Annotated in this window: 16 protein-coding genes and 1 pseudogene; 7 read left to right on the forward strand and 10 right to left on the reverse strand. The window is 59.0% G+C overall.

Annotation, left to right across the window (positions count from 1 at the left end):
- Positions 1 to 36: 36 nt before the first annotated feature.
- From AC1D1N_RS22975 to AC1D1N_RS22995, 5 genes are read left to right on the forward strand one after another with little or no spacing between them, the layout of a single operon-like run.
- Entirely contained in the window at positions 37 to 1,173 is a 1,137-nt protein-coding gene (locus tag AC1D1N_RS22975; RefSeq protein WP_436261154.1) for a DegT/DnrJ/EryC1/StrS family aminotransferase, read from the forward strand.
- A complete protein-coding gene (locus tag AC1D1N_RS22980) occupies positions 1,170 to 1,847 on the forward strand; it encodes a sugar transferase (RefSeq protein ID WP_436261153.1) in 678 nt (225 codons plus the stop codon). The genes AC1D1N_RS22975 and AC1D1N_RS22980 overlap by 4 nt, the downstream gene beginning before the upstream one ends.
- 46 nt (positions 1,848 to 1,893) lie before the next feature.
- Entirely contained in the window at positions 1,894 to 2,898 is a 1,005-nt protein-coding gene (locus AC1D1N_RS22985) for an SDR family NAD(P)-dependent oxidoreductase (RefSeq protein ID WP_477351223.1), read from the forward strand.
- A complete protein-coding gene (locus tag AC1D1N_RS22990; protein ID WP_477351225.1) occupies positions 2,895 to 4,145 on the forward strand; it encodes a hypothetical protein in 1,251 nt (416 codons plus the stop codon). The genes AC1D1N_RS22985 and AC1D1N_RS22990 overlap by 4 nt, the downstream gene beginning before the upstream one ends.
- Before the next feature lie 14 nt (positions 4,146 to 4,159).
- Positions 4,160 to 5,422, forward strand: coding sequence for a polysaccharide biosynthesis/export family protein (locus tag AC1D1N_RS22995; RefSeq protein ID WP_436261150.1), 1,263 nt, complete (start codon positions 4,160 to 4,162; stop codon positions 5,420 to 5,422).
- A gap of 36 nt (positions 5,423 to 5,458) precedes the next feature.
- On the opposite strand, the gene AC1D1N_RS23000 is transcribed toward AC1D1N_RS22995, so the two are convergent.
- The 9 genes from AC1D1N_RS23000 to AC1D1N_RS23040 form a co-directional block, all read right to left on the reverse strand.
- Positions 5,459 to 6,811: an HlyD family type I secretion periplasmic adaptor subunit gene (locus tag AC1D1N_RS23000; protein WP_477351227.1), complete on the reverse strand. Its 1,353-nt coding sequence runs from the start codon at positions 6,809 to 6,811 to the stop codon at positions 5,459 to 5,461.
- Between the two features lie 11 nt (positions 6,812 to 6,822).
- Positions 6,823 to 8,529: a type I secretion system permease/ATPase gene (locus AC1D1N_RS23005; protein ID WP_436262052.1), complete on the reverse strand. Its 1,707-nt coding sequence runs from the start codon at positions 8,527 to 8,529 to the stop codon at positions 6,823 to 6,825.
- Between the two features lie 339 nt (positions 8,530 to 8,868).
- Positions 8,869 to 9,561, reverse strand: coding sequence for a N5-glutamine methyltransferase family protein (locus tag AC1D1N_RS23010; RefSeq protein ID WP_436261148.1), 693 nt, complete (start codon positions 9,559 to 9,561; stop codon positions 8,869 to 8,871).
- A gap of 46 nt (positions 9,562 to 9,607) precedes the next feature.
- Entirely contained in the window at positions 9,608 to 9,874 is a 267-nt protein-coding gene (locus AC1D1N_RS23015; RefSeq protein ID WP_112559405.1) for an acyl carrier protein, read from the reverse strand.
- A gap of 57 nt (positions 9,875 to 9,931) precedes the next feature.
- Positions 9,932 to 11,485 (reverse strand): class I adenylate-forming enzyme family protein, encoded by a 1,554-nt coding sequence (locus AC1D1N_RS23020; RefSeq protein WP_477351230.1) that lies wholly within the window; start codon positions 11,483 to 11,485, stop codon positions 9,932 to 9,934.
- Positions 11,482 to 13,500, reverse strand: coding sequence for an asparagine synthase (glutamine-hydrolyzing) (gene asnB, locus AC1D1N_RS23025; RefSeq protein ID WP_477351232.1), 2,019 nt, complete (start codon positions 13,498 to 13,500; stop codon positions 11,482 to 11,484). Before asnB ends, AC1D1N_RS23020 begins: the two co-directional genes overlap by 4 nt.
- Before the next feature lie 4 nt (positions 13,501 to 13,504).
- Positions 13,505 to 14,488 (reverse strand): NAD(+) synthase, encoded by a 984-nt coding sequence (nadE, locus tag AC1D1N_RS23030; RefSeq protein ID WP_352586394.1) that lies wholly within the window; start codon positions 14,486 to 14,488, stop codon positions 13,505 to 13,507.
- Positions 14,485 to 17,223: an AMP-binding protein gene (locus AC1D1N_RS23035; RefSeq protein WP_477351233.1), complete on the reverse strand. Its 2,739-nt coding sequence runs from the start codon at positions 17,221 to 17,223 to the stop codon at positions 14,485 to 14,487. The genes nadE and AC1D1N_RS23035 overlap by 4 nt, the downstream gene beginning before the upstream one ends.
- A 481-nt stretch (positions 17,224 to 17,704) precedes the next feature.
- Positions 17,705 to 18,082, reverse strand: coding sequence for a VanZ family protein (locus AC1D1N_RS23040; protein WP_352586396.1), 378 nt, complete (start codon positions 18,080 to 18,082; stop codon positions 17,705 to 17,707).
- A 1,496-nt stretch (positions 18,083 to 19,578) separates the two neighbouring features.
- Here AC1D1N_RS23040 and AC1D1N_RS23045 point away from each other — a divergent pair.
- Complete coding sequence (locus tag AC1D1N_RS23045) at positions 19,579 to 19,761, forward strand: hypothetical protein (protein ID WP_477351236.1); 183 nt, start codon at positions 19,579 to 19,581, stop codon at positions 19,759 to 19,761.
- 1,576 nt (positions 19,762 to 21,337) lie between these two features.
- On the opposite strand, the gene AC1D1N_RS23050 is transcribed toward AC1D1N_RS23045, so the two are convergent.
- Positions 21,338 to 21,706 (reverse strand): hypothetical protein, encoded by a 369-nt coding sequence (locus AC1D1N_RS23050; RefSeq protein ID WP_477351238.1) that lies wholly within the window; start codon positions 21,704 to 21,706, stop codon positions 21,338 to 21,340.
- 328 nt (positions 21,707 to 22,034) lie between these two features.
- On the opposite strand from AC1D1N_RS23050, the pseudogene AC1D1N_RS23055 reads away from it, so the two are divergent.
- Positions 22,035 to 22,589: pseudogene (locus AC1D1N_RS23055) on the forward strand (glutamine--fructose-6-phosphate transaminase (isomerizing)); the annotation flags it as partial.

Below are 22,589 nucleotides of genomic sequence, written 5' to 3' on the forward strand. Positions count from 1 at the left end.
GAGTTCAAATCGCAAATAATAGTCTAGGAGGACATTATGCTCTTGGTCAGTGCCCCAATTTTGGGTGTCCCGGAGAAGGCAGCTCTATCAAAAGTCATCGATAGTGGCTGGCTGACCATGGGAGAGCAGGTGCGAGCCTTTGAACAGGCCTTTGCCAGCATGCATGGCGCAGAGGACTGTGTGGCGGTCAGTTCCTGCACAGCAGCACTTCATCTCATTTTGCACGGACTTGGTATCGGCCCTGGTGACGAAGTTCTGGTTCCCTCGCTCACTTTCGTGGCAACCGCGAATTCGGTGCTCTATGTCGGCGCCACTCCCGTCTTCGTCGATATCGAATCGGCCGACGTGCCGTTGATGTCGCTTGCGGAAGCGGAAGCCCGCTGCACACCGCGCACCAAGGCAATAATTCTCGTTCACTTTGCAGGGTACCTCGCCAATCGGGAACAATGGCAGAGGTTTGCCCGGGCCCGCGGATTGCACATCATCGAAGACGCCGCGCATGCTCCTGGCTTGAAGGAGGTAGGGACGTATGGCGTCGCTGCCGCCTTCAGCTTCTATGGCAACAAGAACATGACAACGGCCGAAGGCGGGGTTGTCATTGCCAAAGATCCCGAACTGCGCGAACGGATTCGCCAGGCCCGCGGGCACGGGATGACCACCGGAACACACCAGCGGCTGAACAGCCGAACTCCGCAATACGACGTGACCATGCTCGGCTTCAATTACCGCATGGACGAGATGCGGGCAGCAATTGGACTCGTGCAGCTGCAAAACCTGCAGGAATGGAATGAGATCAGGCGCATCCTGGTCGTACTTTATCGGCGGCTCATTGCAAAACATTGCCCGGCGGTGACAGTTCCGTTCAGCGAACCGCGCAAGTCCGCATACCACATCATGCCGATCCTTCTGCCGCGCTACGCCAACAGGCAAGACGTCATCGACGAATTGCGCACGCAAGGGATCCAGACCACCATTCACTATCCGCCGGTGCACCAGATGACGCTCTACCGCGAGCTCTCCCCGGGGACCCACTTGCCGCGCACAGACGACTTTGCTCAACGTGAGCTGACAATTCCACTTCACCCCCAAATTACTTCGCCCGTCGTCGAAGCGGTTGTGGAAGCTCTGGCAGCGGCGGTGAACAGCGGCGCTCAGGCAGGAACAGCCGCATGAATGCAACGGACCGATCCCTTCATCGGCGTTTCGTGCCAAGCTCAGCCCATGGGCTTGCGAGACGCTCGATCGACATAGCGGTAGCCAGTGCTGCTGTCATCCTATTCGCACCACTGATGCTGCTGATTGCAATTGCTCTTCTAGTCGAAGGCGGCCGTCCAGTTTTTTTTGCGCAGACACGCATCGGCGCAGGAGGTCGGCCCTTTCGCATGTACAAGTTTCGCAAGTTCGACGTGCGATGCGATCCTCACGGTCTCGCGCTGACTGTCGCCGGGGACAGTCGCATGACGAGAATAGGCCGGATCCTCGCCGCGACAAAGTTTGACGAGTTGCCGCAACTGTGGAATGTCCTCAGAGGCGAGATGGCAATTGTTGGGCCGCGACCGGAAAGCCTCGCCTTCGTGGATTGCTTCCATAGCGGCTCGGAGGCCGTTCTGGGATACAAGCCCGGCTTGCTCGGTCCATCACAGGTTCTTTTCCGGAACGAGGCCAGTTTTTACCCACAGTCGATGGATCCGCTGCTGTACTACCGGGAGGTGCTGTTTCCGGCCAAGGCCATGATCGACCTGTCCTATTACCCCCGACGCACGCTCGCATCCGACATTGTCTGGATGGCACGCGGTTTTCTGGCAATTCTTGGCCGGGTCCCGCCGCCGCCGAATGGGGCGCTCTGATGACCTGCAAGATCAGCGTGTGACATAGGAAAGAGGACAATCAGTCATGGGCTATAAGGGCAAAAAAGTTCTCATCACCGGCGCCGATGGATTTATCGGGTCGCATCTCACCGAAGCACTGGTTCGCGACGGAGCCGATGTCACGGCGCTGGCCCTTTACAATTCATTCGACAGCCACGGCTGGCTCGACGATTTGCCGGACAACATTCGAAGCCAGCTGAAGCTTGTCCGGGGCGATGTGCGCGACAGCGCATTCCTTAACAGGATCGTGCGTGGCCAAGCCGTCGTGTTCCATTTGGCTGCACTGATCGCGATTCCCTACTCATACGCGGCTGCGCAATCCTATGTGGATACCAACATCCTGGGTACGGTGAATGTTCTGGAAGCTGCGCGCCAATGGGAGACGGAGCGCGTGGTTCACACCTCGACAAGCGAAGTTTATGGCACAGCGTTAACCATGCCTATCAAGGAATCGCACCCGCTGCAGGGGCAGTCACCGTATTCGGCTTCCAAGATTGGCGCCGATATGATGGCGGAAGCCTACGCCAGGTCGTTTGACGTTCCCGTCGTGACGATGCGGCCATTCAACACCTATGGTCCACGGCAGAGCGAACGAGCTATCGTGCCGACCATCATCCGGCAGGCGCTCGACAACAAATGTTCAGCGATCATGGTCGGCGACACAAGCCCGATCCGTGACCTCACTTTTGTGGAAGACACCGCGGCCGCATTCCTGACTGCCGGTGTGGCTGATCTCGAATTCGGCCATGCGTACAATGCCGGAAGCCAACGCGCCGCGACGGTTGCAGATGTTCTGAAGCTGGTGCTCGAGTTGAGCGGCTCAAAAAAGCCCGTCCATCGAGACGAAGGCCGCCTGCGGCCGCAGAATTCCGAGGTCCGTGCACTGCTCGCCGATTCTTCGCAGTTCGAAAGCCAAACCGGGTGGCGAGCGCGGACCAGTCTGCACGACGGCCTGGAGCGAACCATCGAATGGTGGCGCGCCCGCCTTAGCGAAGGCCGGGTGCGCCGCGAGATGAGCTACATGACATGACCTTTCGTGACCGGCATCCTTTGGTGTTGTTCTTGTTTGCCGCTGTCGCATTCTTTGATCTGCATGTCGCCGGAGGTCAGGGGCGCAGCACGTCGACGTTGTTCGTTGCGACGCCAGCGATGGACATGCCCGACTACCTGCGCCCAGCCATCGATCCGGTAGTTGGCGCAAGCTTCACCCGCATCACCAAGCCAGGGCAGCTTGGCAACGGCGTCGCCTGTGGACATGATTATTGCAGCCACCGTTATTCAAGCGCCCAGGCCTGGAATTCGGATCAGAGCCTCCTTGTGATTACCAACGGCTGTAACGGCATGTGCTTCTTTGACGGGCACACCTATGCTCCCATCTTCATGCGCAATCGATCGGCTGAATGTGAATGGCACCCTCGAGACGCGGCGCTGATGATCTGCGTTCAGGGCCAGAAAATATCGACCTGGGCACCGCGGACCAATCGCGAGGACGTGCTCTTTGCTTCAAAAGATTATCACGATCTGCACTTCGGACCGGGCAAAGGCAACCCAAGCCGTGACGGAAACCGTATCGCCGTGCGTGCGGTTCGCAAGGACGGCGCCGAAGTTGTCTTTGCATACGATCTCAAGCTGCGGCAAAAGTTCGTCGATATCACGCTTGGGCAACTTCCTGGCGTCAATGACAACTGTTCGATTTCGCCGCTCGGCAACAACATCATTTGCATTCAGGAAGTGGCAGACGGCACCACCGAACAGGCCTTTATTTTCTCTGTCGACGGCACCCCGGGCCAGAGGTGGACACAACATCATCGGCCCGGCCATGGCGATATGACTGTCGATGACGATGGAAGCGAAATCTACGTCGGCATCAGCAAATCCGATCCAGACAAGTTTCAGGTGATCAAGCGCCGGCTGTCTGACGGCAAGGTGACTTCCCTTATGAAGTATGGCGAGGCAATGCATGCTTCGCTGCGCGCCTTGGACAAGCCAGGCTGGGTGTTCCTGAGCTATGGCGGCTATCCTGATGAGGTCTCGAGCCGTCCTGAAATGGCCCCCTATGCACGAGAGGTGATCGCGCTGCGCCTCGATGGTAGCGGAGAGGTTCGGCGCATAGCGCAAACGCGAAATATTGATTTTGACTACCGAAGCGAGACCCACGCCTCGCCGTCCCCTGACGGTTCGCAGGTGATCTGGGCCAGCAACTGGGGCGTGCCCGGCGGGCCTGTCTATGACTTCGTCACCCGAGTCGATTGGCCGGAAGAGGCGACATCCAACTAGTGGAGATTGTGACCATGGCGTTCATGAGTAGAACCATTCTTGTAGCGCTCGGTATGCTGGGCGCCATCGATATGGCTGGCGCCGCGGACGTGCGAAGTGCCTACAAACTTTCTCCCGGCGACATCGTCGAGATCGGAATTTCGTCCATTCCTGAACGGACCCAGCGTGCCGTAATCCAGATGGACGGTACCATTGCGCTTCCCGAAGTCGGGATGGTGGCCGTCGGCGGCCTGACGCCGGCGGAATTGCAGGCTCGCATGGAAACCATCCTGCCTACCAAGATATTTCACCAGCGCCTGCCCGATGGGCGAGAGCAGATGATCGTCATCAAGCCAGGCGATGTGACGGCGATAGTCGCGGAATATCGTCCGATCTATGTGACTGGTGACGTGCTCACTCCGGGCCAGCAGGCGTATCGACCGCTCATGACCGTGAGACAGGCCGTGGCGGTGTCTGGTGGTGTCAGCCTTTTGCGATCGCGGACAAACCAGGCTGGTCCCGACCCGGTGGACCTGCAGCGCGACTACGAGTCGCTTTGGGGGGAATACACACGAGATTACTTCCATAGTGCTCGCGTTCGCGCCGAACTGCAGGATCAGGTGACTTTCGACATGCAGCCGCCTCAAGGCTCACCCTTGTCTGCAGCTTTCAGTTCGGCAATTGCCAAGGCCGAGGCGGAAGGGCTGAAGATTTCCCTCGACAACTTCCAGCAGGAACAAAGCTACGTAGATCAGGGTGCCAAGGATGCGGCGGCACAGATCGAGGTTCTGACAAAGCGTGAGCAGGTCGAGAGCGATGGTGTCAAGGCGGATGAAGAGGATCTGGCGCGGGTGACGAAATTGTTCCAGGCGGGCAATCTGACCAGCAACAGGCTCGCCGACGTCCGGCGCTCCGTCCTTCTGTCCTCCAACGGGGTACTCCAAACATCGGTAGAACTCATGAGGGCGCGGCGCCAGCAGGAGGACTATCGCAGACAGCGCGAGCGCAATGACAATGTGCGCAGGATCGGCTTGCTGACCGAGCTCAAAGATACCGACGTGCGACTTGCCGATACCACCGCCAGGCTTCGCGCCGCCAGCCAGAAGTTGCAGCCCACTGGTGCATCCGCCATGCCGCTGCCAGTTGCCGGCGAAACGATTCGGGCTCAGATCACGATCGTGCGTAGGGTCGGCGAAGAATGGCGCAAACAACCTGCCGAAGAAGACACCGAGGTGACACCGGGAGATACGATCGAGGTGCGGTTCACCAGCGGTCTCGAAAATGTGGCAGTCCAATAGCCCTCACTCGGGCGACAGCCAGGTTGAGGGAATGCCTTATTGTTTGAAGGCTCTGGAGAACTGGTCTGTAAGAGGCTTCAACAGATATGACCAGACATTGCGCTCATCGGTGCTTATGTGGACCTCGGCCGGCATGCCTGGTTTGAGTATTTTCTGTCCCGTCAGGCAGGTCGCCTCATTGTCCACGTTGATGCGCGCCGAGAAGTACGAAAGCTGACGTTGCTGATCCTTGATCAGGTCGGCAGAGATGCGCTTGACGGAGCCTTCGCAAACGGGGGTCGTTCCGACGTCAAAAGAAGGAAAGCGGATTGAAACCCGCTGTCCTGGGTGAACATCATCCATGCGGGTTGGAGGAATGAGAGCATCCACGACGAGATTGTCAGTATCGGGCACAACCATCATGAGCACTTCCCCAGCGCCAATAACGCCTCCGACCGTGTGTATCGAGGATTCCTGTATGGTCCCCGTCTGCGGGGACCGGATATCGGTCCTGGCGAGTTCGTCGTCCGCCACTATCTTGCGCTCTTCGAGCTCGGTGCGCTTCGCCTCCGTTTCGCGGAGTTCACTTGTCACGTCGCTGCGCATCTGCTCGTCGAGTTGAAGCACCTGCAGGTCAGTTTCACTGATGTGAGCCTGCACCTCGGCGATTGCTGCGATAAGTCGTCCGGACTCGCCGCGGGTTCGGCTTTCTTCCAGGCTGACATTGCTCAGTCGCTCTTTGGACACCAGCTTCCTGTCGTAAAGCGATTGGACGTCGGCAAGGCTGTGAGCCAACAGATCCAGAGAGTTCTCCGTCGCAGCCTGCTGAGCCTTGAGGCCGTCGATCTGGTGCCCCAGTTGCAGTGAACGGCTTTTCAACTGCGCTTTCTGGCCGGCCAATGCGGTAGCACGGCTTTCGAACACAGCCCGCTCGCCATTGACAAGTGCCGCCACCTGCGGGTTGCCCATTCGCACCCGAAGGCTGGGTGGAACCTGCATTTCCGGCAAACCCTGTCGCTCGGCTTCCAACCGCGCCAGGCGGATGGTGGCGCGGTCAAGATCTTCACTGACGATCTGCAGGTTTGACCGTGTCAACGTGTCGTCGAGCCTGACCAACACGTCGCCGGCACGCACATGGTCCCCATCCTGGGCGAAGATGCCGCCGATGGTGCCGCCGGTTCGATGCTGGACTTTCTTTATATTGGTTTCGACGACCACAGTGGCCGGCGCAATGACGGCACCGGCAATCTTGGTCAACCCCAGCCAAAGTCCTCCGCCGACAATCAAAAGGAGCGTGGTCGCCAAGCCCAGAAACAGGTTGGCTCGAATGCCATCCGGCTGTTCGGTTAGATCCGTCCCGATCCATTGGCTTGCGCCGGCAGCATATGTGGAAATGGTCGCGTCAGACACGGGGCAATTCCTCAAGCATGACCGCCTGCACTTTTCTGCAACGGAACGACTGTTGGCCTCTCCGGATTTGGGAAGGGGCGGATCACATTTGCCAGGACATCATCACGCGAGCCAAAAGAGTGGACCATGCCGTTGGACATGACGAGCACTTGATCGATGTTGACGAGGGCAGAGGGGCGATGCGCAACGACGATCACGATGCCCCCGCGCTGGCGCACCGCCATGATCGCTCCTGCCAAAGCCGCGTCGCCGTCCACATCCAGATTGGAATTTGGTTCGTCGAGAACGACAAGAAACGGATCGCCATACAATGCCCTCGCGAGCCCGATCAGTTGCCTCTGGCCAGCCGACAGGGCCGCTCCTCCTTCTCCGATGCGTGTTTGAAAGCCTTCCGGCAAACGCATGATCATCTTGTCGACCCCTGCTGCCCGGGCGGCTGCCATGACACCTTTAGGGTCGCTCCCGCCTCCGAACCTGGAAATGTTGTCGGCAACTGATCCGTCAAACAGTTCGACGTCCTGTGGCAGGTAGCCGATATGAGCGCCGAGCAGTTCGGAATCCCACTGATCGAGCGCCGCCCCATCCAGTCGGACCGTTCCTCGAAGGGGCTTCCACACCCCGACCAAACCGCGAACGAGCGTTGTCTTCCCGGATCCGCTCGGGCCGACAACCGCCATCCCGGCGCCACTCGACAAGCGGAAGCTTACATTGAGAACAGTCGGCTTCTGTGCGCTTGGTGGCGCTATCGTCAATTCCTCAACGGAGAGCTGTGCTTGCGGCCGTGGCAGCTCCATAGGGGCCTTTTGGCTGCCGAAAGCATCCAGCGCAGCCGCCAGGTCGCTATAGCTTCGGCGGGCAGCCAGAAACCCTCTCCAGTTCGCAATCGCCACATCGACCGGCGCCAGTGAGCGGCCTAGCAATATGGAAGACGCGATAATCACGCCTGGCGAGGCCTCGCCCCCGATCACCAGGTAGGCGCCCAATCCGAGTACACCTGATTGCAAGGCCATTCTGAGTGTTTTCGACAGCGATCCTGTTGCGCCCACAATATCGGACAGCCGTTCCTGGTTCTTGAGATACGCATGGCTGACCTCACTCCACCGCCGACCGAGCCGGGCTGAGAGACCCATCGCTTGAACGACCTCTGCATTGCGGCGGCCGGAATCTGCAAGAACGCGTTGCGCGATCAGTGTTTCAGATGCACGAGCGGCGGGTCTGCGGCCTATGATTTCCGCCGCCACCGTCAAAATCACGACAGCAGCGGCGCCGGCGGTTGCCAGCAGCCCAAGGGAAGGGTGCAACAGATAAATGACCACCAAATAGAACGGTAGCCATGGGGCATCGAAGACAACCGTCGGCCCCAAGCCGGAAAGAAAGCCGCGCAGTTGGTCCAGGTCGCGAAGCGGCTGCACCCGGTTGCCGTCCTGCCCGGCAAGAAGAGGCAGTGACAGTGAAATGGTGAAGGCTTTTTGCTGCAGGTTTCGGTAGAGTCGATTGCCTATGCGAACCAACAGGCGAAGCCGTACGAAATCGAGCAGCCCGTAAATGGCATAAAGGCCCAGCATGCCGATCGTGAATCCGATGAGTGTCGGAACGCTCTGCGAGGGAAGCACACGGTCATAGACCTGCAGCATATAGACGGAGCCGGTCAGTGCCAGAACGTTTATCACTGCCGAAAAGAGGCCAATACCAACCAGCCCAGGCCCACAACCCAACATGGCTGAGCGTAAATCTTGCGCGCGCTGTTCCCTCACGACATGCGATCTCGCACGCCAGCATGTCGCATGGTGTCATAGCTTCCGCAGGTGTTGGACAAACTCTTGCCTCTCGTTGCCCCGCCCACTCCCGAAAACATTACGCCCAGCTAACGTTCGACAAATTTGAGAGAAATGCAGCGAAATCGTGACGCTGAGCCGTAATATCGCTAATTGGCCTGCCAAGCTGGGGGATAACCGGCCTGGGAGGGCGAATGCCTGCCCAGGCAGATCACGTCGTCAATTCGCATGGTTAAAGTCTGTCGGATCGCGACAATGAGTGAATCCGACCGAAAGTCTGGTTCAGGCCTCTTTCTTCATGTGACCGACGACCACTCGGCCCTCTCCGTCCTCATTCACGACCGCGTGAATCTTCTCGTAGGCCTTGGAGCGTTCGAGCAGACCCATGACTTGTCGATCCTGGCCAAGACCGACTTCGAAGAGCAGGATACCAGCGGGACGCAGATAACGTGGAGCGTCCTTGATCACGCGCATGTGGATGCTCAGGCCATAAGGACCAGCCGCAAACGCCTCACGCGGCTCCAGGTCCGTCAGGTGTGCGCGGTCGCCCTCGAGCCGCTTTTCCGAAATGTAAGGCGGATTGCAGACGATCATGTCGACCGTGCCGTCAAGCTCCAGGCCCGAAAAGGCCTCGAACAAGTCGCCCTGAAGCACAGACACGCGGTCTGCCAGCCCATGATGGGTGATGTTGCGGCGCGCGGCCTCGACACATCCATCAGTTAGGTCGCTCGCCCAGATGCGAGAAGCGGGAGCATGGTGCGCGATGGCACACGCCAGATTGCCGGCGCCGCAGCACATGTCGACAATGCGAGGCGCCGCCATGTTCAGCTGACGCAAGGCAGTGAGAGCGGCCGTACCCAGCAACTCCGTCTCCGGTCGGGGCACGAGTGCCCCGGGTGCGACGAGCAGTTCCAGCCCCATGAAGATGGTGCGGCCTTTGCTGTAGGCGTCCGCGACACTGATTTCGTGGCTCACGACAAACCCACCTTCCCGATGTTGCCGTTGCATAAAACTTTGATAATCAGTTCGTTTTTCGGATGACGTACTGCGCAATCCCCTGAATGGAATCGAGGTTCTCAGGCAGCAATTCGCTGTCCTCGACGATGATTCCGAACGTTTCCTCGATGAAGCCGATGACCTCAAGCACTCCCGTCGAGTCGACGATGCCTTGGTCGAGCAGAGACGTCTCGCTCTCCAGGGCCTCGGCGTCGGCCACGTAGAAATTCGACGCCAGGAAACCGCGAATTTGCTCCCTGTAGATTTCTATTCTGTCCTTGCTAGCCAACATCGAATTATTCCTCCAGTTCTACAACATAAAGCCAGGTCAAATTCCCACACAATCAGCTCATGACAGAGCCGTTTTCTTCAGTTTTCCCGTGTCCGTCATTGGCAAGCTGGCTACAACAACGATCGACTTCGGGACCATGAAATTTTCCAGTCGTTTCTGGCACTCTTTCTGCAGTTGTTTTTCGCCGATGGTTCTTCCTTGCTCCATGACGACAAACGCCTTCACCGCCTGCCCGAGAAGGTCGTCAGGAACGCCGATGACTGCGGCTTCCCGGACCCCCGGAATATCCATCAACACGTTCTCCACCTCCTTCGGCGCGACCTTCTCGCCTCGGGATTTGATGATCTCGTCACCACGGCTCACGAAGTAGAGGTAGCCCTCCGCATCAATCCGGCAGTAGTCGCCGGTGTACAGGACCTGCTCGCCCGGCAGAGGGCCGGGTTTGAGCTTTCTGGCGGTCGCCTCCGGCTTGCCCCAATAGCCTTTCATGACCGTCGCGCCGCGGATGACGAGTTGGCCAACGACGCCGGGGCCGACCCGTCGATCGTCCTCGTCGACGATCCACATTTCCGTGTTCGGAATGGCGATCCCGACACTCAACGGCTTTCGCTCGAGATCCTCCGGCGGCAGATAAGTGCAGCGCTTGCATTCGGTGAGGCCATACATGGAATAGATGCGTGCGCTCGAAAACAGCTCCTGAAGCATCAGAATGTGCTTGAGCGGGAGAGCTGCCGCCGTGTTGGTGACATAGCGGATGCTCGAAAAATCCTGATCTTTCAGCGATTTGAGCTCCGACAGGGCAGCGAAGATAGTGGGCACGCCGGGGAACCCAGTGACCCGCTCTTGCTTGATCAGTCCAAGGATCTGCGCCGGGAACGCAAATGAACGCTCGAGCACCAGCCGGGCGCCGGTGCGAAACGCCATGAGCATCTGGTACAGTCCGTAATCGAAGGCCAGCGGCAGGACATTGAGGATCACTTCGTCCTCGCCGAGCTCAAGGTACGAGGCGATCGATGTGCACGCCGTCATCATGTTCCTGTGCGTCAACATCACGCCCTTGGGCTCGCCTGTCGACCCCGATGTGTAGATGATGGCGGCCAGATCGATGTCAATGCAGCGGCGCACCGGCGCCGCGCCGTGGCCGGCAACCGCAACGTCCCAACGCACCGCATTGGGCAACTGCATCAACTCGGCGTCATCGATAGGCCCGGAGACGATAACCCGGCGTAGTGACGGGCATTTGCGCGCGGGCTCGCTGAAGACCGAATGCAGGTGCTTGTCCGTTATCAGCGCCGTCGGCAGGCAATCGTTGAGCAGGTAATCAAGCTTATCGCTTTTGGTGAGCGGGTTGACGATGCACACCACGGCATTCGCCTTTAGCACCGCCCAGAAACTGACGACGGTCTCGACGGTGTTGTCGGCAAAGATCATCACACGATCGCCGCGTATCACCCCGGCGTCTGCCAGATGTTGTGCGACAGCGTTGGCGCGTGCCTCGATCTCGCCATAGGTCAGACGTTGCCTTCCGCAGACCAAGGCCACCTTGTCGCCGAGCCGGGCGGCGGAGTGGCTTAGGTAGTCGTGCAACAGCGGTATCGCGCCATGCATCATGCCAACACCTCTTCCCGACGCTCGTGGTCAACATCGACGCTGAGCTCAATCTTTCGCGTGGTGCCAGGACGAGTGGCGATAAACTGCTGGTGAAGGAGTTGGGTCGACAGAACGCCGACCAGCGCCATGTTATCGGAGTTGGACAGATCTCCGTCGACCGTCCTGGCCTGACACTTGCCGAGCAGGCGCGCGACCGACTTCGGATCGAAGACGTTTGCCTCTCGCACCGCCGTCTCCGAAAGCGCTTCACGGACATAGGCCGGGGCATCATCGGCGATGAAGCATAGAGCATTCGGTGCCCGGTACGGCTGCTTCTTGCGGGCCACGACTTCGGCCGGCAGAACGGGTTGCGCCACCCGCTTCAGCACATGCTTTTCGTCCAGGACGCGCAGCTTGTATTCGGCCGGAAGCGAATTCGCGAGTTCTACAACATCATCATCCAGGAACGGGAACCGCCCCTCGATGGAGTTCGCCATCAGCATCCTGTCCCCTTGCGACGAAAGCAGGTAGCCCGACATCAGCGTTTGGACCTCGAGATACTGGTCTTGTGCCAGCGGCGCCCAGCCCGAAAACTCCGCGGGCAAACGGGCTAGAAGCTCAGACACCGTATTGCGCTGTTCTGTCTCGGCCCGCATATCGGTCGAGAATAATCGCTTGACGGCGCTGGTGGTGCGCCAGCGCGTATCGTGCGCAAAGCCTGGCCCATCATAGGCCTGGATATCGCGCCCGAAAAACTGCCGAGCCATCGCTTGCTGATGGACCGGCGAACGGGTGAGATACGGATAGAGCCGCTCCAGCAGCCGCGCGCGTCGCGTCGACTCTGGCTGGCGTCCCCAGAAACGGCGCACCTTGCCTTCCCTGAAAAGATCGTAGCCAGCGAACATTTCGTCAGCGCCTTCGCCCGTCAGCACGACCTTGATGCCATGCTTGCGCACCAGCCTCGAGAGCAGGAGCAGGGGCGCCGGCGCCGTCCTGAGGATTGGACGCTCGGTGTGGTAGATCACCTCAGGAAAGATATCGGCAATGTCGCTGCGCGAAACCACCACCTCGTGATGCTCGCTGCCCGTCGCGCCAGCGACCAGCCGCTGGTAACGGGTCTCGTCATATTCGGCGTCGTCAAAACGCAGCGAGAAGGTCTGGAAGCGGTTTCCTGCGATGCCTCTTCCCAGCATGGCGACAAGAGAGCTGTCGAGTCCGCCGGAAAGGTAACAGCCGACCGGCACATCTGCCTGCTCAATCCTGAGCGACGTCGCGGACTGCAGGGCGCTACGCACCTTGTCGACTGCATCATCGAGCGAGCCGGCAAATTCATGATGCGAGCCGGAAGCGTCGGGATAGCAAGGTTTCCAGAAGGCCCGCTCGCGGACAGTGCCGTTCTCGTAGATGCGGACATGCCCTGGCTTGAGTTCGCTGACCCCCTGGAATACGCCTTGCGGCGGAACCACCGTCCAGAGCGTGAAAGTCTGGTCGATGCCGGCTGGATCGAAGGCTCTCGGCACAGCCGCTTCAGCCGCAAAAATGGCTTTCACTTCGCTGGCGAAATAAAGGCGACCAGCATGCTCGCAAAAATGCAGAGGGCAGATGCCGAAACGATCACGCGACAAAACCAGACGACCGGCCAGCGAATCCCAGATCGCGACCGCCCATTGCCCATTCATGCGCTCGAAGGCGGCCTCGCCCCACGCGCGATAGGCGTGGATGACCACCTCGGTGTCGCTGCGGGTGCGGAAGCGATGGCCGAGTGCGACCAGCTTTTCCCTGAGCGCGACATAGTTGAAAATCTCGCCGTTGAAGACGATCCACGTTGTACCGCTGGTGTCGGCGAGCGGTTGCTGACCGCTCGACAGGTCGACGATCGACAGGCGGGCATGGGCCAGGCCCGCGCGTTTGTCGCGGTAGAGGCCACGTTCATCCGGGCCGCGGTGAGCGAGCGAGCCCGCCATGCGCAGCAGCGCCTCACGCGACGGGGGTGCCGCAGCAGCGCTCAGCGCCACGATTCCGGCGATGCCGCACATCCGGTCAGCCCTCGTCCATTGCAGTGACCGGCAGAGGTCTGGCGTGAAGGTAACGCGCTGCGCGCCGCTTGCTTTCGATGTCCTTGAAGACTTTCTGGACCTGGTCTTCGGTGAGGCCGGCAACCGTGGCGACCTCGGCGGCGGAAATGCCGTGGTTCACGCCGTAGAGGCACAAGTCCGTCAGGTGGTAAGGCAATGCGAAATAGAATTCCTCCTGACTCTGCGCCATGGAGAAAGTGTCCGTGGTCGGCGGTCTGCTGCGAACCTCCGGGTCTATCCCAAGGTATTCCGCCAGTTGATAGACTTGCGTTTTGTAGAGGTGAACGATCGGCAACACGTCGGCAATGCCGTCGCCCTGTTTGACGAAGAAGCCCTGGTCATGTTCCAGCCGATTTGGCGTACCCGCCACCGCGAAGTTGAGACGGTCCGCGTGATAGTACTCCGTCATCTTGCGCACCCGCTGCTTGTAGTTGGTGGCGGCGACGATCTGCAGATAGGCTGCTGGCGACAAACGAACGGTGTCGATATTGCCCTCGGGGTCTTCGACCGTGAGGCGTGTTATGTTGAGGCCGTTGCTCTCAAGGACGGATGCCATCACCAGCTTGCATTTCCAGCCGTCGCCATAGGCCGGAACGACGGTCCTGATTGCGTCGACCTGGCGGGAATAGGCGCCGATCCCCTCCAAGGCCGGCGTGATGTCTTCAAGGATCGAGTCTATGCCGAGTTGCGCTGCCACCGTGCGGCCAAGCCTTAGCGAGTCCCCTGAGGAATGGAGCTCCGGCATGAATATGCCGAGGACCTTGTCTTTCCCGAACGCGCGAACGCTAAGGGCCGCGACGACGGAGCTATCGATCCCGCCGGAGAGTCCGACAACCACCCCTCGGCGCCGGAGGGTGCCGAAGACCTGCTGGCGCAAGATTTCAATGATGCGATCGACCTCCGCACGAGGATCGAGCACCAGCGTATCCTTGCCGAATCCTGAGATCACGTCGATGACCTGTCCTCCCCCTGGCGAAACTCTTCTGGCAGATAAGTCCGCGCCACGGCCGCCTCGATGAGGGGACGGTTCGAGGCGACATGAGGTTCTGAGACCATATCGATATGGCTGCCGACGATGGGAATTACATCCAGGTCGGCGAAAGCACTGTCCCAGCCAATGGCTCGAGGCATTCCTGGCCGAGCGCAACGGAATAGGGTGCCCGTGATTGGCAGTGTCGGCTTTGGCATCTGCAGCCACTGCCAGAAGGCTCGGGCTCTCAAAACTTCCTGAAGTTCCAGTTTGGCCCTGAAGCTTGTCGCGTTGAACTTATCCTGTGCATACCGGTCGAGCATGCGAGCGACTTGCGCCTCGTAGCCCATCCTGACCGTGACCTTTGCAAGAGCACGGCAAGCCATCCGGTAGGCCGTGATGCGATTGGTTCGGATTCGATGGTATGTGCGGGTAATTGTCTCCCGATAGGTGCTCCGTTCGCCGAGAAGGCTCGTGTCAAGGATGCCCAGAAATTTCACGGTTCGTCCGACAGCCAGCAGCCGCGAAGCGACTTCAAAAGCAACAACGCCGCCGAGTGAATGGCCGAGGAGGCGTACGTTACCTGCAGGCTGGGCGCGGTTTATTTGAGCGAGTGCGGCGTCGGCCATGGCGCCGACAGTATTTTCGCCCTGCAATATCATCGCCAGGGCAGGATATCGGACCGGGACTACTCGCGCCGTCTTGCCCATAGAGGATGCGAAGGCGGCAAGGCTTGGGCCGTAGCCAACCGACCCAGGGAGCAGAAAAAGAATTGGAACGTGGTCCTTGCGCGCATTGGCTTGCTGGTTGCCCGCCTTTGCCGTAGCAACCGCCCTTACCATCTCGTCGAAGGTCATCCCGACGGTGAAGGCTTCGAGGTCGAGTTCCTGTCCAATGACACCCTCGATTTCCATGACGCAGTGCAACAGCTTCAGCGAATCGCCGCCTGCATCATCCCAACGCCCGGCGGCGACGCGGGTATTGAGAATTTTGGTCCAGGCCCGCTGCACCACCTGATGGACATTCTGCTCGCGTCCGGCATTCGAGACCTGCGGAGTCGGGGCTGTCCTGATGCTTGCACTGTCCAACGCGGCAAGCCTCGCTATGTCGACCTTTCCGTTCGGCATGCGTGGAATTTCGGTCAGCGCATGCAACCTCAAGGGACATAGAGGTGGGGGCAGAGTCATTCTGACAAGCTGGCGAAGGTCGTCGGAAAAGTTGGAACTGGCCGGGCCACGAGGTACTGCGAAAGCGACGAGTTCGGTAGCCGCTGTCACAATAGTCACGGCGTCCTGGACAGAGGGCACGCTGCGCAATACCTGTTCCAGCTCTGCCGGTTCGACGCGTCGGCCATTGATCTTTATCTGGCGTCCCTTGCGGCCGACGACCTGAAGCAGGCCATGCTTGTCCAACTGGACGAGGTCCCCCGTTTCAAAGATGCGGAGGCTGGGATTGTTTGGATCCGAAGCCACAGGCACGACTGCGCCGTTTTCCCAATGGCCAAGCAACACATATGGGCTTCTTATCACGAGCTCTCCGGTCGTGCCCGGCGGGACGCGCCGTCCCTCGTCATCGACAATCGCAAATGTAATTCCTGGAAGGAGCCAGCCCACCGGCACCGACGCGCCTTGCTCTGGCCAGTCGTTCGGCAAAAACCATTGTGAGCCAGTGGTCTCGGTTGATGAGTAACCGATCTGGACGAGGCAGTCGCTCGAGACCGCTTGGCGCAGCAGCGCAATATCAGCCCACGAAACCTTCTCGCCGCCAATTCGAGCGACCCTCAGTGTGCGGAAGGCATCCTCTGACCTATTTGCCAAGAGTGCGCGCAGCAGCGCCGGCACCAAATAAGTGACCGTCACGCCTTCGGACTGGATCCGGCCCAGAAGGGCGCGCAAGCCTATCGCTTCGACCTCGACAAGATGAAGGGTGGCACCTGTGAGAAGGGCAGCGAGCACCTCCCGGCATCCAGCGATCGTGGCTGGCCCCGTCAGGGGCAAGAAGACGTCAGTAGAGTCGATGTGGCATGCGTCGACATATTGCTGAACACGCCACAGAAGACTGCGCTGACTGTTGACAATGCCTTTGGGGCGCCCGGTGCTACCCGAGGTATAGAGCACGATTGCCGGCGAATCGACGGAGACGGAAAAGGACTGGGGTATCCGATCGATTTTCGGTATAGCGCGGGGCACGACATCGATCCAACGGACAGCTTGCGGCAGACCCGTCGGGCGCATGTCGCCATCGCCTATGACAGCCGATAGCCGCGCCGCAGCCACGATTGCATTGATTCTGGAGTCGGGATCCCTGGTGTTCAGTGGTACCGAAGGTCGCCCGGCAGCCATACTTGCCAGCATTGCCAACGGGTAGAAGGCCGAGTTTGCTTGAAGGATCCCGACTGCCTGTCCATCGGGAACAATGGTGGCGATTTGGCTAGACAGGGCCTCAACGGCCGACAGAAGTTCCGAGTAGGTAAAGCGATTGGTTCCGTCGCTGACTGCGAGCTTTTCGGGATACTGCCCGGCGATGCTTCGCAGATGATCGAAGACGGCAGTATCGGCAAAGTCCGTGCCCATCCGACGATAAGGACGCAGAACGGGACCGCCCAGATCGAGCGCATATTCTGGCACGTTCGACCATGTATCGGAGGCCGCTGGTTGAAAACCCGACTCTGGATCCTCAATTACCCTTTCAGATCCGAAATTGGCTGGTGACATGGCTGGCTCACGCTGAGATTAAGGTCACTTATCGCCGCCCGTCTAAATCTTTTCATCGATCATTCTGATGATGCTGAGAAATACTCGCGGCCGATGTGTTCGCTGGGCTGGCCGGGCGCCGTCCGTTGCGGCTAGTGATCAGACGCCAGGCGTAATCGATGCGGTCCAACCAGCCGATCGAGCTAGACGAGATTGTCGTCAACACGGTCGATGGCCAGTGCAGCCGACACCTCAAGCCTTCGCTAGAGCAATTCCAGGAAAAGTGTGTGCGGTTTTCCGTCCGGAAATTGCGTAAAAACAAAAAGATAGAGCGGTTCGCCGTTTCCGTGAAACGGTGAAACGCTCTAGCGCAAGCAACACCGTCTATCGCCCATCGTGTGGGCAATTCGGGACACGTCTCAAACGCGAAGTTTTGAGAATTGTTGGCGACGTGTGGCCTGCGCTTTGCTACCCCTGAGCGAACCCGGCATCCACCACACACTTATCGCAGTGCGCCAGCCAGCCTCGTTATCAAGCCCGCGACGACCAGGCCGCAGATCATGCCCGCGCCGTCGGCAAGCCAATCGAATACATCCCTGTCGCGCGCTATCAATTGCGTGCCCTGAAGAATCTCGATCGCGGCACCTATAAGAAGCAGAAAAACAACCAGCTTTGTTTTTTGCTCGGGCCAGCCGAGGCTGCCAAGGGCCGCCAAAACCGCGAAGGCGGCAGCATGGTTGAGCTTGTCATGATTGGACGTGAAGGCCATGTCGAGAATCTCGAGGAGCCGCTCAGGCAACAGCGCGAGCAAGAGAACACCCACCAAAGTAAACGGAAAGGCCGTCCTTGCGACGATCGGATAAGAGTCTACGCGCAACAATCGGCATTAATCCTTGATCCGAGATTGCTGCAGCCATCGATGGCGCAGCGTTAACTGGCGGCAGCAATTTTCAGCTTCCGTCCTCCAGCGTGCCGACGCATCGGCCAAATGAATGACGATCCCTGCGTTGGTCAAATTCACAATGAGCGGTGAACAGGTTCGATTCCACCAGGCGCTTCTCGCAAACCATGGCCGTGCGCCTGGGAACCGATTGCTGTCTGCCGGCGCCGGTCAGAGATTTCACGATCTCGAGGACACCTGCAACCCACACGCTCGGCACTTGAGCGAACTGCCTTCCTCGATGCTGCCTTGATCCAACATGGGCTCTTGTCTTCCATGGAGCATCCAACAGCGCGGGCATTGAGCCACCCCCTCAACAATGGGCTTGTAGGTGTATACGCGCGAACCTGCAGCGGCGTTGTTGTCGAGATCGGCTCTCAGTTTTGCCCTGGCTTCGTCATGCAGGGTTAGCTCGCGACGCAGTTCGTCAGCCCTTGTGTGCTTGTCGATCGAGATCCGTTCGGCCTCAGATTTTAGCGTATCCCTAACACCGACCATTGCACGATCTCCCCGCCCGTACGTTCCTGTGTGCTGGTGCATTCAAAGATCGCAAACGTGTCAGAGACGTCTTGGTTGATTGCAATAAAACCTGAGGTCGTGCCGGATGCCGCCGCTGTTTAATCCGAGTCCGCAGTGCTGGTGATCCTGAAACCATCACAATGTGGAGAACTTCACTTACTCCAACATGTACCCTGCGCTATCTTCTTCGAGTGGAGCCACGACTGTCCTGCATTTGCAGGGGGCCCAGCGGCTCGCGTAGGGACTGGGCAGCGGTTGGCCGCTGGGCCTAACCGGCGGGCATTGGGGCGCCGGCTGACCAATTTATGCATCCGGGCGAAATGCGAGCGAAACATGCGAACGAATTACGTGAGCGACGGAATTCAGGACAGCGGTGCTTCGCTATCTTCGGCAATCGCTACGGCAGGTGAGCTTTTTGCGTTTGGCGGTAGCTAGCGATCGGCGAAAACGGCTTCAGCCAGTCATGGGTAAGTCACTGGGAACCAGGAACCCGCCTTCCAGCAACTCCAAGGCATCCAAGGCTTCGTCGTCTTGCAAATGGGCCAAGGGAACGCCGTCTATGTGGACAACGTTCTGGTCGTCTACGTCGTAGACTTCCCACAATTTGTCCGCGCCTCTTCGGATGGTGTGTCGTCGTTCGATGGTGTGTCGTCGTTCCATGAGCGGGACCATAGGGGCGGCGGTTGAAATTGGGTAGGAACAAAACTGGGGCAAACAAATTATAGTAGTGGAAAACTTAACCGTCTTGATTGTGTCTGCCGACAAATGCAACCTGGATAGTCCGCCGTGAAGGTGAGTAATCACGCGCAGCTGAAGTGACCTGAGGAGGTTCGATTGCGGATATTGAGACCACAAAGCCTGGGACCAAGAACGGTTTCGCAGTGAGCGTGCGGGGCTTGAACTTTCTGCAGAGATGGATGGACGACAATCTTCCGCACCATTCGTCATCTGATCCAAATTTGGCGCGAGGCCTTGCGGAACGAGCAACCACAGATGCAAGACAGGCGGGAATTCCACCCGAAGAGATTTCAGAGGAGGTGGGTAGCCTGTTCACGACCATGCTTGAGGCGCTCGAAAGTCGCGACCGCGAAGTTGGCTGAGAATGGCGATATGCTCGGCAGAGCGTCCGCGGCCAGCCATCCGTCGGGGACCTGACGCCGGTGCAATACGAAACGGATGCGCGGCCCGGCAAAACTGGCGATCAAGCCGCCAATACAAAACCAGGCGATCAGGCGGTCCGCCGGACCGTCCCTGTCAATTGTCGCTCCGCACGGCGCTTTGCTTTTTCATGCCTTCGAACGATGAAATGGCTCACCGGAATGTCGATAGTTCAGGCGGGAGTTCCAAATTCTCGGTCTCTAGCGTTGGGTTGCTGTCAGCGCATTAGTGGCGGCCGGGCACAAACACTGCTCTACCTGGACAGGTCAGGATAATTTCTGGGCACCGAGGCCAATTAGTACAAGGAAGCAACATCCATGACAGTAACAGGCCTTTACAGGTGTCCGGGAAATCCTCCATGCGCATGTGTGATGGAAGACAAGAAAGCCAGCTACGTTGACGCGGCTCACTATCGCGAACGTGGGTATAGGCCGGACTTTGAAAGCTTACCTTGGGAAGGCGAGTACAGGGCAGCAAAGGAAGGGCGCAGGCAAGCCAGTTCGTGAGTCCTCCTTCCTTTTATTGGAAAGGCTGGCATCGACTGGGCTTGACCTAAGCGGCGATTTTCGGTTCGGAAGCTGCGCATCGGTCGACGGCCGGTTCGAAGCTGGCGTGTCCAAATCATCGCTGTCGCCTGGACTCGACCAAGCAGCGAAGTGCGCGGCGCACTGGAACTTCTCGGCCAGGTACAACCAGAACATGCCCCGATCTTTGACAGGCAGCGGTGATCTGCAGCGGCCCGGCACTCTCATGTCGGGGGAGACAGTAAGCGCACCGGGCCTCACCGGAGGGCAGCAAGCACCCCGGCTGACCAAGATGTTTGCGCTGCTCCTGACCTCAGCGAAGCATTTAAACGAAGGATCGTTCAGGCCAAAACCCGAGTGGATTTGCGTCGGCCCGAACGCTCTGTCTTCGGGTTGGCCAGGCCGGGCTTGGTAGCCTTTTCTCGATGCGAGAGGCGGCCGGTTGGCGTGTGAAAGAAGAAACATTGGATGCACTGAGGTGGCGCATCGATTGGATGGGCTGCTTCCTAGCGGCCTACGACCTCAGATCGATGGCCTGTCACACCAAAATCCGCGTGCTCGCTATAGCCCTTGCGCTGCGAAAAATCCGAAGAGCAAAATCACGTTACCTAGCACGGCGAGAATTTCAAACGCTTGAAGGGATCCTTTCGTTCGATCGGGCGCGGCCGTTCGATCGGGCGTGGCCATTGTCATTTGGAACAGGAATCGATTCGTGCCAACGATTGCGGCATACGAAATTATCAGCACGCCAAGCCAACTTAAGTTCAGCATGTGAACCCTCCATCTCGATAGGAACGACGCAAACTGAGTCAAAGTTTCCAGATTTTGAGATACGGATTCTCCCCGGATATGTCCTTGATGATTGGGAAATCCAAATCGCAAGCCCGCGCCAGCGGTCCCAGAGGCGCGGGTTCACCACCCCGGCCCGGTTCGAGACACGGCTTGTCCGTAACCAACCGGTCCCTCGGATCATTCCACGCGGGACCCTCTCAGGCTATTTAAGACTGCCAGCAGGCACCGGCTGGCGGGCTCTTTTCGGAGGCGATTTCTTTTGCGGCTTTCGTTCGCCTGCCTGATCTTCCGTTTCAGGTGCCGACGGCACCACGAGTGCTTGGGCAGTTGCTGTGATAGTTGCCAGTGTGTCTGCCATGCCCTCGGCAACCTCGGTAAGAAACACGAACTGGTCAGACGTTCCTTCCGAAAAAGGATCGGATGCCTGCGATCTCATCTCATTCACGAGGTGCTGCGCCTCCGAGAGAATGAGGTCGCGTTCGGGATGCCGTGCGATCATTTGCGCTAGCAATCCTTGAATGAGCATCACGGCGCCCACTGTGCGACCGTCACCGGTAAGAGTTTGTGTCATCTGCTGCCTTTGCACCGGACTACCACTGTGCCCCTTAAATCACATAGGCCCGTCTCTCAACCAGGCAACGCAGCCTCTGAAGAGATGCTCGGTCCTTTTTCCGCACCATAGGGCCAAGAGGCTCGCGGTCGCCATCCAGGGTGATCATACGCCATATTCTGAGCCGATAGCCGTAGCAGATCACTATTCCCTTCACAGGTGCGCCGTTGTTCGGCGTCAGATTAACCTTAATCTGCTCCTTCGATTGAACGATCAGCTCGTGATCAAGCAGAGGTAATGTATCTGTTGCAGCAACTCGGCCAGGGTTCGCTGACAATAGGAGCAGGCCATGTGCGGCATCGTCGGGATTGTCGGCCAGCACCAGGTCGCGCCGCTCATTGTCGACGCTTTGAAACGGCTGGAGTATCGCGGCTATGACTCGGCCGGCGTCGCCACCGTCGATAAAGGCGCGCTCGGGCGCCGCCGCGCCGAAGGCAAGCTGATCAACCTCGAACGGCGGCTGAAGGACGAGCCGCTCGACGGCACGATCGGCATCGGCCACACGCGCTGGGCCACCCATGGCGTGCCCAACGAGACCAACGCGCATCCGCATTTTTCCAACGGCGTCGCCATCGTCCACAACGGCATCATCGAGAATTTCGCCGAACTGCGTGACGAACTGATCCACGATGGCTACGTCTTCTCGTCGCAGACCGACACCGAGGTCGTGGCGCATCTGGTGGCGCGGGAACTGGCCAAAGGGCTGAAGCCGGTCGAGGCCGCGCACCAGGCGCTGAAGCGGCTGGAAGGCGCCTTTGCGCTGGCCATCATGTTCACGGGCGACGAGGACCTCATCGTTGGCGCCCGCAACGGCCCGCCTCTGGCCGTCGGCCATGGCGACGGC

This window comes from Mesorhizobium sp. P2_B5, assembly GCF_056404775.1.